Consider the following 13310-nt stretch of genomic DNA (forward strand, 5'->3'; position numbering starts at 1 on the left):
AGAAGATATGACAAAATTAATCTTTATGGGGACACCCGACTTTTCAGCAACAGTTTTAAAAGGGATTTTGACAGATGAGCGTTACGAAATTCTAGCCGTTGTGACCCAGCCAGACCGTGCTGTCGGACGCAAAAAAGTTATCCAAGAAACCCCAGTCAAGCAGGCTGCCAAGGAAGCAGGACTTCCTATCTACCAACCTGAAAAACTATCTGGAAGTCCAGAGATGGAAACTATTATGCAGCTAGGAGCAGATGGAATTGTGACTGCTGCATTTGGGCAGTTTCTCCCAAGTAAACTCCTTGATAGCATGGACTTTGCGGTCAATGTTCACGCTTCTCTTCTTCCTAAACATCGTGGTGGCGCGCCAATCCATTATGCCTTGATTCAAGGGGATGAGGAAGCTGGTGTAACCATTATGGAAATGGTTAAGGAAATGGATGCAGGGGATATGATTTCTCGTCGTAGTATTCCAATCACGGATGAGGACAATGTTGGCACCTTGTTTGAGAAATTAGCTCTTGTTGGTCGCGATTTGCTTTTGGACACTTTGCCTGCCTACATTGCTGGTGACATCAAACCTGAACCACAGGATCCAAGTCAGGTTACTTTCTCGCCAAATATCAAGCCAGAAGAAGAAAAACTGGACTGGAACAAAAGCAATCGTCAACTCTTTAACCAGATCCGTGGGATGAACCCGTGGCCTGTTGCCCATACTTTCCTTAAGGGCGACCGCTTTAAGATTTATGAAGCCCTACCAGTAGAAGGTCAGGGAAATCCAGGAGAGATTCTCTCTATCGGCAAGAAAGAATTGATTGTCGCAACGGCAGAAGGGGCTCTATCCCTCAAACAAGTGCAACCAGCTGGTAAGCCTAAGATGGACATCGCTTCCTTCCTCAACGGAGTTGGACGTACATTGACTGTAGGAGAACGATTTGGTGACTAAAGTAGAAACGGCTAGAAGTATAGCCCTAGCGGTATTAGAGGATGTTTTTGTCAATCAAGCATACTCAAACATCGCTTTAAATAAACACCTCAAGGGGAGTCAACTCTCTGCAGCAGACAAGGGCTTGGTAACAGAGATTGTCTATGGAACTGTAGCCCGTAAACTGACTCTGGAATGGTACCTATCCCACTTTATAGAAGACAGAGACCAGTTAGACAGTTGGCTTTATGTCCTTCTTCTCATGAGTGCCTACCAGCTCCGCTATCTGGATAAGATTCCAGACCATGCTGTGGTCAATGAAGCAGTGGAATTGGCCAAAGTCCGTAAAAAGGGCAGTGAAAAATTAGTCAACGCTGTCCTTCGCCGTATCCTGCGTGAAGGTTGGCCAGATATTGACAACATCAAACGAAAGAACAAGCGTGATTCCATTGCCTATTCCCTTCCGGTTTGGCTAGTTGCCAGGCTCAAGGAAGAATACGGAGAGGAGCGAGCGCAAGCTATTTTTGAAAGCCTTTTGGTGCGTAACAAGGCCAGTATTCGTGTAACAGACATAGACCGAAAAGAGGAAATCCAAGCCTTGTTGGAGGCCAGTGATTCGTCCTTGTCTCCTTCTGGTCTGGTTAAGGAGCAAGGGCATTTTGCAGGCCATGATTTGTTTGCGGATGGAGCCATTACCATCCAAGACGAGTCCAGCCAGCTAGTTGCTCCAACGCTTGATTTACAAGGTGATGAGCAGGTTCTAGATGCCTGTGCGGCTCCGGGTGGAAAAACAGCCCATATAGCTTCTTATCTCACGATCGGTCAGGTTACTGCTCTGGACTTGTACGATCACAAGTTGGACTTAATCCAAGAAAATGCTCAACGTTTGGGAGTTGCAGATCGGGTTCAAACGCAAAAATTGGATGCCAGAAAGGTGCATGAGTTTTTTGGTCAGGATTCTTTTGATAAGATTTTGGTGGATGCTCCCTGTTCAGGAATCGGTCTTCTGCGACGAAAACCAGACATCAAATACAATAAAGAAACGGCAGATTTCGCGCCCTTACAGGAAATTCAGCTAGAAATATTAGGTAGTGTTTGTCAAACACTAGGCAAAGGTGGTATAATAACTTATAGTACCTGTACTATTGTCTCAGAGGAGAATTTTCAAGTCGTTGAGGCGTTTTTAGAAAGTCATCCTGAGTTCGAGCAGGTAAAACTAGAACATGAATGTAAGGATATCATGAAAGACGGCTGTATCCTCATTACACCTGAATTGTATGGAAGTGATGGATTCTTCATCAGTCAATTTCGCAAGATATCGGATTAGGAAGGAACTGACACATGGAAATTTCATTATTAACAGATGTTGGTCAGAAACGAACAAATAATCAAGACTATGTCAACCACTATGTCAATAGAGCTGGACGTACTATGATTATTTTAGCTGATGGGATGGGAGGTCATCGCGCAGGGAATATCGCTAGTGAAATGGCGGTAACAGACCTAGGTATAGCTTGGGTTGATACCCAGATCGATACAGTCAATGAAGTGCGTGAATGGTTCGCCAATTACCTAGAAATTGAAAATCAAAAGATTCATCAACTTGGACAAGATGATGCCTATAAAGGAATGGGAACAACTCTAGAAGCTGTTGCTATTATTGGCAATCAGGCTATCTATGCTCATATTGGAGATTCTCGTATCGGTTTGATTCGTGGAGAAGAGTACCACCAGTTGACGAGCGACCATTCCTTGGTCAATGAATTGCTCAAGGCTGGTCAATTGACACCTGAAGAAGCTGCTAGCCATCCACAGAAAAATATTATTACCCAGTCAATCGGTCAAAAAGATGAAGTTCAACCTGATTTTGGAATGATTACCCTTGAGCCAGGTGACTATCTCTTGCTCAATAGTGATGGTTTGACCAACATGATCTCAGGCAGTGAGATTTGTGATATTGTAACCAGTGATATTCCTTTGGCAGATAAAACAGCGACGCTTGTGCGTTTTGCTAACAATGCAGGAGGTTTAGACAACATTACGGTTGCCCTTGTTTCTATGAACGAGGAGGATGCAGAATGATCCAAATCGGCAAGATTTTTGCCGGACGCTATCGGATTGTGAAACAGATTGGCCGAGGAGGCATGGCAGATGTCTATTTGGCCAAGGATTTAATTCTAGACGGAGAAGAAGTGGCAGTGAAGGTCCTGAGGACCAACTACCAGACGGACCCGATAGCTGTAGCTCGTTTTCAGCGTGAAGCGAGAGCTATGGCAGATCTAGACCATCCTCATATCGTTCGGATAACAGATATTGGTGAGGAAGACGGTCAACAGTATCTTGCAATGGAGTATGTTGCTGGACTAGACCTCAAACGCTATATCAAGGAACACTATCCTCTTTCTAATGAAGAAGCAGTCCGTATTATGGGACAAATCCTCCTAGCTATGCGTTTGGCCCATACTCGAGGAATTGTTCACAGGGACTTGAAACCTCAAAATATCCTTTTGACACCAGATGGGACTGCCAAGGTCACAGACTTTGGGATTGCGGTCGCTTTTGCAGAGACAAGTCTGACTCAGACTAACTCTATGCTGGGTTCGGTTCATTACTTGTCACCAGAGCAGGCGCGTGGTTCTAAGGCGACTGTACAGAGTGATATCTATGCCATGGGGATTATTTTCTATGAGATGTTGACAGGCCATATCCCTTATGACGGGGATAGCGCGGTGACCATCGCTCTTCAGCATTTCCAGAAACCACTGCCGTCAGTTATTGATGAAAATCCATCTGTGCCTCAGGCTTTGGAGAATGTTGTTATCAAGGCAACTGCCAAGAAATTGACAGATCGTTATCAGTCAGTTGCAGAGATGTATGTGGACTTGTCTAGTAGCTTGTCTTACAATCGTCGTAATGAACCTAAACTGGTATTTAATGATACTACTAAGGCGGACACCAAGACTCTACCAAAAGTATCCCAGAGTACCTTGACTTCGATTCCTAAGGTGCAAACACAAAGTCCGAAGCCACAGACTGCGAAGCCGAGTCAGCAGGTTTCAGAAGACAATTACGCAAGCAAGCCTGTTAAGAAACGGAAATTTAGAGTTCGTTATATGATTTTGTTGGCCAGCATTGTATTGGTAGCAGCCTCTCTGATTTGGATATTATCCAGAACTCCTGCAACCATTGCCATTCCAGATGTGGCAGGTCAGACAGTTGCGGAAGCCAAGGAAACGCTCAAGAAAGCCAATTTTGAGATTGGCGAGGAGAAATCAGAGGCTAGTGAAAAGGTGGAAGAAGGGCGTATTATCCGTACAGATCCTGAAGCTGGAAAGACTCGAAAAGAAGGTTCGAAAATCAATTTGGTTGTCTCATCAGGCAAGCAATCTTTCCAATTGAGTAACTATATCGGCCGTAAATCGACAGATGTTATAGCAGAACTCAAGCAGAAGAAGGTTCCTGAAAATCTCATCAAAATTGAGGAAGAAGAATCAAGTGAGAGCGAAGCAGGAACTGTTCTCAGACAGAGTCCAGCTGCTGGAACAACCTATGATTTGAGCAAGGCCTCAACGATTACCTTAACCGTTGCTAAGAAAGTAACCAGCGTTTCTATGCCAAGTTATAAAGGATCTAGTCTTGAATTTACTAAAAACAATCTCGTTCAAATTGTCGGTATTAAAGAAGCCAATATTGAAGTTGTAGAAGTGTCGACAGCTCCTGATGGAACTGCTGAGGGTACAGTCGTTGAACAGAGTCCAAAAGCGGGTGAAAAGGTTGATTTGACTAAGACGCGTGTCAAGATTTCAATCTACAAACCAAAAACACCACCGTCAACGTCATCATCAGCACCATCCCAACGTGGAAACCAAGGTTCTACTACGACACCAAGTCAGGGGAACCAACAAGGAAATCAACGAGGGAATGCACCTGCTACTACTCAATCAAGTAGTGAAGGGAACCACGAAAATTCTCGTGATTAAACGAATCTTTGTCATGATTTCATGGCAAAGATTTTTTTTGATTCCAGATTTGTGATAGAATAGAAGGAGTTGATAAAAGGAGGAAAGCATGGAAGAATCAAAAGAATTAAATGCCGTTATTGATGTGATTATGTTAGCTGGAACCATTCTCCTCAAAAGTGGTTCAGAGATTCATCGCGTAGAAGATACCATGATTCGTATTGCGCATTCGCAGGGGATTGTGGATTGTAATGTTCTTGCCATGCCTGCCGCTATCTTTTTCTCCATTGAAAATACCAATATTTCGCGTATGAAGCGCGTGACCTCCTCTTCTTATAACATCGAAAAAGTCTGCGATGTCAACCAGATTTCTCGTCAGTTGGTAGGAGGAAATCTGGATTTAGAGACAGCCTTCAAGCAATTGAAGGCCTTGCAAGCCCAGCCGCTTCCTTATACTAAGTTGCAGGTAACTTTGGCTGCGACCTTTAGTGCCCCTTTCTTTTCAGTTATGTTTAGTGGAAACATCTACGACGCACTTGGGGCAGGAGTGGCGACCTTATTTGGTTTTGCCTTTTCCCTCTATGTGGAAAAGTTTATCCGAATTCCCTTTGTGACGGCCTTTGCTGGAGCTTTTGTATTTGGGATGATTGCCCAGTTTTGGGCTCGCTACACAGGTTTTCCTTCAACGGCAGATTTGATTATAGCTGGTGCTGTCATGCCTTTTGTACCAGGAATTGCCTTGACCAATGCGGTCCGTGATATTATGACTAACCACATAAACTCTGGTATGAGTAAGATGTTTGAATCCCTGCTCATTACCCTTGCTTTAGGGGCGGGAACTTCTGTCGCCTTGGTATTGATGAACTAATATGACACTAACAATCTTTTTATTACAAGCAGTGGCAAGTCTTCTTGCCATTATCACTTTTCTAATCGTACTCAATGTGCAACGGTCCATGCTCTTACCAGGAGGGATTTTGGGCATGGCTGTCTGGCTAATTTATCTTTTGCTCAAGGAACCGACCAATGTTATTGTGGCTACTTTTATTGCAGCCATTATCGGTTCTTGTGTCAGCCAGATTTTAAGTATTCTTTATAAGACTCCTGCTGTGGTCTTTATCTTGGCCATCTTGGCACCTCTGGTTCCGGGTTATCTCTCCTATCGGACAACTGCCTTTTTTGTGACAGGAGATTACAGTCATGCCATTGCTAGTGCAACCTTGGTTGTTATGTTGGCTTTGGTGATTTCCATTGGAATGGCTAGTGGAACAGTGATTCTCAGACTTTATTCTTACTTACGAAAACAGCATAAAAGTTAGATTCATAAGGGACTTGATTTGGTGAATCAAGTCTTTTTTCTCTCTTTTACTGCCATTTGTGATAAAATAGTATAGAACGATTTTTTACATGAATGATAAAACAGAGGTAAATATGACAATCGGTATTGATAAGATTGGTTTTGCGACCAGTCAATATGTCTTGAAATTACAAGACTTAGCAGAAGCGAGGGGAATTGACCCTGAAAAATTAAGCAAAGGACTCTTACTCAAGGAATTGAGTATTGCGCCCCTAACTGAGGATATCGTGACCTTGGCGGCCAGTGCAAGTGACTCTATTTTAACTGAGCAAGAAAGACAAGAAATCGATATGGTCATTGTGGCGACTGAGTCAGGAATTGACCAGAGTAAAGCTGCGGCCGTCTTTGTGCATGGTTTGCTGGGAATCCAGCCTTTTGCTCGTAGTTTCGAGATTAAAGAAGCCTGCTATGGAGCAACAGCTGCCCTTCATTATGCCAAATTGCATGTGGAAAATTCTCCAGAGTCCAAGGTTTTGGTCATTGCCAGTGATATTGCCAAGTACGGTATTGAAACTCCAGGAGAACCAACTCAGGGTGCTGGCAGTGTGGCCATGTTGATTACACAAAATCCACGCATGATGGCCTTTAATAATGACAATGTGGCTCAGACTCGTGACATCATGGATTTCTGGCGTCCAAATTACTCAACAACTCCTTATGTAAATGGTGTTTATTCTACCCAACAATATTTGGATAGTTTGAAAACGACTTGGCTTGAATATCAAAAACGCTACCAGCTTACTTTGGATGATTTTGCGGCGGTTTGCTTCCACTTGCCTTACCCTAAATTAGCCTTAAAAGGCTTGAAAAAAATCATGGATAAGAGCCTGCCTCAAGAGAAAAAAGACCTCTTGCAAAACCATTTTGACCAGTCTATTCTCTACAGTCAAAAGGTGGGGAATATCTACACAGGATCCCTCTTCCTTGGACTTTTGTCTCTCTTGGAAAATACAGATAGCTTGAAGGCTGGGGATAAAATCGCCCTTTATAGTTACGGAAGTGGGGCTGTAGCTGAGTTCTTTAGTGGTGAATTGGTTGAAGGATATGAAGCATATCTAAATAAAGACCGCTTGAATAAACTTGACCAACGAATTGCCCTATCCGTTGCAGACTATGAAAAAGTCTTCTTTGAGGAAGTAGAGTTAGACGAAACAAATTCTGCCCAGTTTGCTGGCTATGAAAATCAAGATTTTGCCTTGGTTGAAATTATCGACCACCAACGCCGTTATAGCAAGGTTGAAAAATAATGAAGATAAGTTGGAATGGATTTTCTAAAAAATCATACCAAGAGCGCCTCGAGCTTTTAAAAGCTCAGGCGCTCCTTAGTCCTGAGAGACAAGAGAGTTTGGAGCAGGATGAACAGATGAGTGTGACTGTGGCAGACCAGCTGAGTGAGAATGTGGTGGGAACTTTTTCTTTACCTTATTCGATGGTTCCAGAGGTTCTTGTCAACGGTCAGGAATACACAGTTCCTTATGTGACAGAAGAGCCCTCTGTGGTTGCTGCGGCCAGTTATGCAAGTAAAATTATCAAGCGAGCAGGTGGCTTTACTGCTCAGGTTCATGAGCGCCGGATGATTGGTCAGGTAGCCCTTTATCAAGTTGCTGATCCTGAACAAGCGCAAGAGAAGATTGCCAGCAAGAAAGCAGAACTCTTGGAGCTTGCCAATCAAGCCTATCCTTCTATTGTTAAACGTGGAGGTGGGGCGCGTGATTTGCATGTAGAGCAGATAAAAGGCGAAACAGACTTTCTCGTTGTTTATCTCCATGTCGATACCCAGGAAGCCATGGGTGCTAATATGCTCAACACCATGCTGGAGGCCTTGAAACCAGTCTTAGAAGAACTCAGTCAGGGTCAAAGTCTTATGGGAATCCTGTCCAACTACGCGACCGATTCTCTGGTGACTGCAAGTTGTCGTATCGCCTTTCGCTACTTGAGCCGCCAAAAGGAGCAAGGACGGGAGATTGCGGAGAAAATAGCTTTGGCTAGTCAGTTTGCGCAGGCTGATCCTTACCGAGCTGCTACTCATAATAAAGGGATTTTTAATGGTATAGATGCCATTTTAATAGCCACTGGTAATGACTGGCGTGCTATTGAGGCAGGAGCTCATGCTTTTGCAAGTCGAGATGGACATTACCAAGGTCTTAGTCAATGGACGCTGGACCTTGAAAGAGAAGAATTGATCGGTGAGATGACCCTGCCCATGCCTGTAGCGACCAAGGGTGGCTCTATCGGTCTCAACCCTCGTGTAGCCCTCAGTCATGAGCTACTGGGAAATCCTTCTGCCAAAGAATTAGCCCAGCTTATCGTGTCTATCGGACTTGCCCAAAACTTTGCAGCCCTGAAAGCCTTGGTGAGTACAGGGATTCAGCAAGGCCACATGAAATTACAGGCAAAATCCTTAGCTCTCCTCGCAGGTGCCAGTGAATCCGAGGTAGCTCCCCTAGTTGAACGCCTCATCGCAGATAAGAGCTTTAACCTAGAGACAGCCCAGCACTATCTCGAAAATTTAAGATTATAAAAAACTCAGACGAATTGGTCTGAGTTTTCTTGTGCTTATACTCAATGAAAATCAAAGAGCAAACTAGGAAACTAGCCGCAGGTTGCTCAAAGCACTGCTTTGAGGTTGTAGATAAGACTGACGAAGTCAGTTACATATATCTACGGTAAGGCGACGCTGACGTGATTTGAATTTGATTTTCGAAGAGTATTAAATACTTTTTCCTGGTAATAGGGTGACTGGTAAGAAGTAACCAGTTGTCGCAACTTCCTTGCCTTCGATCTTTTGTAAGAGGAGGTCAACAGTGAGTTGGGCAATCTCCTTCATAGGTTGCTTAATTGTTGTCAAATGAGGATAGTAATTCTCGATAAAGTAGGTCCCATCGTATCCGATGACCTTGAGCTCTTCTGGGACAGAAATGCCCAGTTCTTGAGCAATTTTAATGACCAGGATAGCTGTCAAATCATCCGAAGCAAAGATGGCATCTGGTTTTTGACGGGTTAAGATATTTTTGATTTCCATTTCTTTTCTGACAGGAGAAAAGTCACTGGAAACATTGATAATAGGAGCTTTGGGGAGTACAGAAGCAAAACCAGCATGGCGCAGTCCAGTTGGCGAATTGGAATTGTCATTACCTGTAATCATGATGATAGACTGGGCACCTGTCTTAACCAATGTCTGGGCTGCGAGAACCCCACCAGCGTAGTTGTCAGAGGAAACGACAGGAATGTCTGGCGATAGGTTTCGGTCAAAGGAAATAATTGGTGCTGTCACTCGATTGTAGTCTTCGATTCCCAAGTTGTGACTACCCGAAATGATGCCGTCCACCTGATTGGCTTCGAGCATTTCGATGTACTCGCGTTCCTTTTCAGAGTCATGCTCACTGTTGCAGATGATGGTCTTGTACCCATTTTTGAAGAGTTGGTGTTCCAGCTTATCAATCAATTCTGCGTAGAAAACGTTGGAAATATTTGGGAAAATCAAGCCGATTAACTTAGCTGATTTTCCTTGTAAACTACGAGCTAGGTTGTTGGGTTTATAGCCCAATTCTCGCATGGCTTCATTGACCTTTTGAATGGTTTTCTCAGAGAGATAGCCTTTTTTATTGATAACCCGAGAAACGGTAGTAGGGCTGACACCTGCAAGTTTGGCGACATCAGTTAGTTTTGCGACCATAATCTAATTCATAGTAAGTTCCAGTTGGGTTTCCAGATTTGATCAGGATCCCATTTTGGTCTGCATGTGGGAAAACACGACCAGAAAATACTTTTTCTCCTTTATTGATGAAAATTTCAAAGATAGAGTTATCGATGAAGATTGTAGCAGTAGTAGCCTGATTATCGATTGGGCAAGAACGAGTTGTTCCAAATTCTTGAGCGTACTGTTCACCAGCCTCGCTACGATCTACTGTCACTTGACCATTTACAAGGTCAAAGTTGATGGAAAGTCCCTTGCCTTCTTTATCAGCAAGTAAGACAATCTCGCTCTGGCTATTAGCTTCCAAGTTGAGTTCAAGTTCGTAAGTGTTCTTGGTTTGGGTACGGTTTGAGAAGGCTTCTTCAGAAGCACGAAGGTCCTTGATAGCTGCGACTGGGTATTGGTAGAGTTTACCGTCTTTGATAGTCAGTTCTTTGACCAAAGAGAAGGTTCCTTGATGATCAAAACGGTCAGATGGATAAGAAACATCTGGTAAACCAAGCCAGCTAACTGCTAGAGCACGTCCGTCAGGAGCGTTGAAGGCTTGGGTAGCATAGGCTTCAAAACCATAATCCATATTTTGAAGCTGAGATACATCTACCATTTTGGCATTTTCAGGGTCAAAGGAAGCCCCGATTTTATACATATTTGGATAGATATTGTCGTAATCTAGAACATCCTTATCTAATCCTTGTGGACAGTAGAGAAGGACAGGTTGCTCGCCTACAAAGACCAGATTTGGACATTCCATCATGTAGGCAGTGCGGTCGTTAGCAAAGTCAAGGTCGCCAATAGCTTGCCAGTTTGTGTAGTCGTTGTCAATAGCTTTGTAGAGACGGACGAAGCCTTTTTTCTCCAAGTCTTGTCCACCGACGATGGCATAGTATTGCCCCTTGAAGTTAAAAATTTGCGGATCGCGGAAGTGGTCTGTAGAATCTGCTGGCTGGTCAATCAATATCTTGTCAATCTTCGTAATCTTACCATCCTTGTCCATCACAGCACCGATCTGGTAAGGGTGACGGATCCAGTTTTCATCACGGACATTTCCTGTATAGAATAGGAACAAGTTATCACCAAATTGCATGGCAGAACCAGAGTAGGCACCGTGGCTATCTAATGGAGTATCAGGCAAAATTTTGACACCAGTTTCCGTGAAGTGAACTAAGTCCTCACTTTCCAATTGCACCCAAGATTTCAAACCGTGGGCGGCACCAAAAGGAAAGTTCTGATAAAAAACAATCCACTTCCCATCAAAGTAAGAAAAGCCATTTGGGTCGTTGAGAAGTCCTGTTTTTGGCTCAACATGGTAATGAGTATGCCATGGAGATTGTGCCATATTTTTCTTAATATTTTGAATTTCTTCTTGCGTCCAATCTTGATAAAGTCTGTAACGACGCTCAGTTGTCCATTCCATTCATTCATTCCTCCAAAAATCTTATCACTTTTAATAGTAACCGTTTTCGGTTAAAAAAGCAAGTCTTTTATGTTAAAAAAGAGGAAAAACTATCAAACGTTTATCACAAATCAAAACCAGAAAACCAATCAACTTTTCAAGAAAATATGAAAGATAATGAAATAAAAGCCTGTTTAACCAAGGGTTCAAACTTATTTTTTCAAGGGATGTCTGTTAAAATAGTCAAAAACAATCAATCTGAAACGTGTCTACTAAGTGGATAGAATATTTTTTCTGCAAAACGCTTGACATATTTCTAAAACATGATAAAATAATAGTCGTAAGGGCGGATAAAATCGCTTTCAAACAATAACGAAATTTTATATAAGGAGGTTTTTGCAAATGAACAATCAGGAAATTGCAAAAAAAGTCATCGATGCCTTGGGCGGACGTGAAAATGTCAACAGTGTTGCCCACTGTGCGACTCGTCTTCGTGTCATGGTCAAAGATGAAGGAAAAATCAATAAAGAAGTGATTGAGAACTTGGAAAAAGTTCAAGGTGCTTTCTTTAACTCAGGTCAATACCAAATCATCTTTGGTACAGGTACAGTTAACAAAATGTACGATGAAGTTGTTGCACTTGGTTTGCCAACATCCTCTAAAGATGACATGAAAGCAGAAGCTGCTAAACAGGGGAACTGGTTCCAACGTGCTATCCGTACTTTCGGTGACGTTTTCGTTCCAATCATCCCAGTTATCGTAGCGACAGGTCTCTTCATGGGTGTTCGTGGTCTTTTCATCGCTCTTGAAATGCCACTTCCAGGAGACTTTGCAACTTACACACAAATCTTGACAGATACAGCCTTCATCATCTTGCCAGGTTTGGTTGTTTGGTCAACCTTCCGTGTATTCGGTGGAAATCCTGCCGTTGGTATCGTTCTTGGTATGATGCTTGTTTCTGGCTCACTTCCAAATGCTTGGGCAGTTGCTCAAGGTGGTGAAGTAACTGCTATGAACTTCTTTGGTTTCATTCCTGTTGTTGGTTTGCAAGGTTCAGTTCTTCCAGCCTTCATCATCGGGGTTGTCGGAGCAAAATTTGAAAAAGCTGTCCGCAAGGTTGTTCCAGATGTCATTGACCTCTTGGTAACCCCATTCGTGACACTTTTGGTCATGTCTATCCTTGGACTCTTTGTCATTGGACCAGTTTTCCACGTCGTTGAAAACTACATCCTTATCGCTACAAAAGCGATCCTTAGCTTACCATTTGGTCTTGGTGGTTTCTTGATTGGTGGGGTTCACCAATTGATTGTCGTGTCAGGTGTGCACCACATCTTCAACTTGCTTGAAGTTCAATTGCTTGCTGCTGACCATGCTAACCCATTCAACGCTATCATCACAGCTGCTATGACAGCTCAAGGTGCTGCGACTGTTGCGGTTGGTGTTAAAACTAAGAATCCAAAACTGAAAACACTTGCTTTCCCAGCTGCTCTTTCTGCCTTCCTAGGTATTACAGAGCCTGCTATCTTCGGGGTAAACTTGCGCTTCCGTAAACCATTCTTCCTTTCATTGATTGCTGGTGCAATCGGTGGTGGATTGGCTTCTATCCTTGGACTTGCAGGTAATGGTAGTGGTATCACCATCATCCCTGGTACAATGCTTTACATCGGTAACGGACAACTTGCCCAATACCTTTTCATGGTAACCGTATCATTTGCCCTTGGTTTCGCTCTTACTTATATGTTTGGTTATGAGGATGAAAAAGAGGTTGCTACTGAAGTAGAGACAGAACGTTTGGTCCAAGAAGAAACAACTGGTAACATTCCAGCAGCTCTTCAAAATGAAACACTTGTAACTCCTATTGTCGGTGATGTTGTCGCTCTTGCCGATGTTAATGACCCAGTCTTCTCAAGTGGAGCTATGGGACAAGGTATCGCCGTGAAACCTATCCAAGGTGTGGTTTATGCACCAGCTGATGCTGAAGT

At 43.3% G+C, this 13310-nt stretch carries 11 protein-coding genes; 9 read left to right on the plus strand and 2 right to left on the minus strand.

What is annotated here, in order from left to right:
• The first annotated feature begins 7 nt into the window (after positions 1 to 7).
• From fmt to SMSK564_RS12155, 8 genes are all read left to right on the plus strand, one after another.
• Entirely contained in the window at positions 8 to 943 is a 936-nt protein-coding gene (gene fmt / locus SMSK564_RS12125) for a methionyl-tRNA formyltransferase (protein WP_000163654.1), read from the plus strand.
• Positions 936 to 2249 carry a 16S rRNA (cytosine(967)-C(5))-methyltransferase RsmB gene (gene rsmB, locus SMSK564_RS12130; protein ID WP_004237212.1) on the plus strand — a complete coding sequence of 438 codons (1314 nt, stop codon included), beginning with the start codon at positions 936 to 938 and terminating at the stop codon, positions 2247 to 2249. The genes fmt and rsmB overlap by 8 nt, the downstream gene beginning before the upstream one ends.
• A gap of 14 nt (positions 2250 to 2263) precedes the next feature.
• On the plus strand, positions 2264 to 3004 hold the full coding sequence (locus SMSK564_RS12135) for a Stp1/IreP family PP2C-type Ser/Thr phosphatase (protein ID WP_000406242.1): 741 nt from the start codon (positions 2264 to 2266) through the stop codon (positions 3002 to 3004).
• Complete coding sequence (gene pknB / locus SMSK564_RS12140) at positions 3001 to 4902, plus strand: Stk1 family PASTA domain-containing Ser/Thr kinase (RefSeq protein ID WP_000614551.1); 1902 nt, start codon at positions 3001 to 3003, stop codon at positions 4900 to 4902. Before SMSK564_RS12135 ends, pknB begins: the two co-directional genes overlap by 4 nt.
• Positions 4903 to 4990: 88 nt before the next feature.
• A complete protein-coding gene (locus tag SMSK564_RS12145; RefSeq protein WP_000392876.1) occupies positions 4991 to 5749 on the plus strand; it encodes a threonine/serine exporter family protein in 759 nt (252 codons plus the stop codon).
• Position 5750: 1 nt separating this feature from the next.
• A complete protein-coding gene (locus SMSK564_RS0103205; RefSeq protein WP_025170941.1) occupies positions 5751 to 6200 on the plus strand; it encodes a threonine/serine exporter family protein in 450 nt (149 codons plus the stop codon).
• A gap of 112 nt (positions 6201 to 6312) precedes the next feature.
• Positions 6313 to 7485 carry a hydroxymethylglutaryl-CoA synthase gene (locus SMSK564_RS12150; RefSeq protein ID WP_000151953.1) on the plus strand — a complete coding sequence of 391 codons (1173 nt, stop codon included), beginning with the start codon at positions 6313 to 6315 and terminating at the stop codon, positions 7483 to 7485.
• Positions 7485 to 8759 carry a hydroxymethylglutaryl-CoA reductase, degradative gene (locus tag SMSK564_RS12155; protein WP_000704400.1) on the plus strand — a complete coding sequence of 425 codons (1275 nt, stop codon included), beginning with the start codon at positions 7485 to 7487 and terminating at the stop codon, positions 8757 to 8759. The genes SMSK564_RS12150 and SMSK564_RS12155 overlap by 1 nt, the downstream gene beginning before the upstream one ends.
• 189 nt (positions 8760 to 8948) lie before the next feature.
• Here SMSK564_RS12155 and SMSK564_RS0103210 read toward each other — a convergent pair whose 3' ends face one another.
• Entirely contained in the window at positions 8949 to 9914 is a 966-nt protein-coding gene (locus SMSK564_RS0103210) for a LacI family DNA-binding transcriptional regulator (RefSeq protein ID WP_000226007.1), read from the minus strand.
• Complete coding sequence (locus SMSK564_RS12160) at positions 9895 to 11349, minus strand: sucrose-6-phosphate hydrolase (RefSeq protein WP_000455327.1); 1455 nt, start codon at positions 11347 to 11349, stop codon at positions 9895 to 9897. Before SMSK564_RS12160 ends, SMSK564_RS0103210 begins: the two co-directional genes overlap by 20 nt.
• Before the next feature lie 381 nt (positions 11350 to 11730).
• Between SMSK564_RS12160 and SMSK564_RS12165 the strand changes: the two genes are divergently transcribed.
• The coding region (locus tag SMSK564_RS12165; protein ID WP_001064568.1) for a sucrose-specific PTS transporter subunit IIBC at positions 11731 to 13310 on the plus strand (1580 nt) is incomplete at its 3' end.

The sequence above is a fragment of the Streptococcus mitis SK564 genome (genome assembly GCF_000148525.1).
GTDB lineage: Bacteria > Bacillota > Bacilli > Lactobacillales > Streptococcaceae > Streptococcus > Streptococcus mitis_H.

Bases quoted from the DNA above. Each gene is read 5' to 3' on its own strand.
- fmt (WP_000163654.1), top strand. From the start codon at position 8: ATGACAAAATTAATCTTTATGGGGACACCCGACTTTTCAGCAACAGTT.
- SMSK564_RS12135 (WP_000406242.1), top strand. From the start codon at position 2,264: ATGGAAATTTCATTATTAACAGATGTTGGTCAGAAACGAACAAATAAT.
- SMSK564_RS0103205 (WP_025170941.1), top strand. From the start codon at position 5,751: ATGACACTAACAATCTTTTTATTACAAGCAGTGGCAAGTCTTCTTGCC.
- SMSK564_RS12160 (WP_000455327.1), bottom strand. From the start codon at position 11,349: ATGGAATGGACAACTGAGCGTCGTTACAGACTTTATCAAGATTGGACG.
- pknB (WP_000614551.1), top strand. From the start codon at position 3,001: ATGATCCAAATCGGCAAGATTTTTGCCGGACGCTATCGGATTGTGAAA.
- SMSK564_RS12150 (WP_000151953.1), top strand. From the start codon at position 6,313: ATGACAATCGGTATTGATAAGATTGGTTTTGCGACCAGTCAATATGTC.
- SMSK564_RS0103210 (WP_000226007.1), bottom strand. From the start codon at position 9,914: ATGGTCGCAAAACTAACTGATGTCGCCAAACTTGCAGGTGTCAGCCCT.
- SMSK564_RS12155 (WP_000704400.1), top strand. From the start codon at position 7,485: ATGAAGATAAGTTGGAATGGATTTTCTAAAAAATCATACCAAGAGCGC.
- SMSK564_RS12145 (WP_000392876.1), top strand. From the start codon at position 4,991: ATGGAAGAATCAAAAGAATTAAATGCCGTTATTGATGTGATTATGTTA.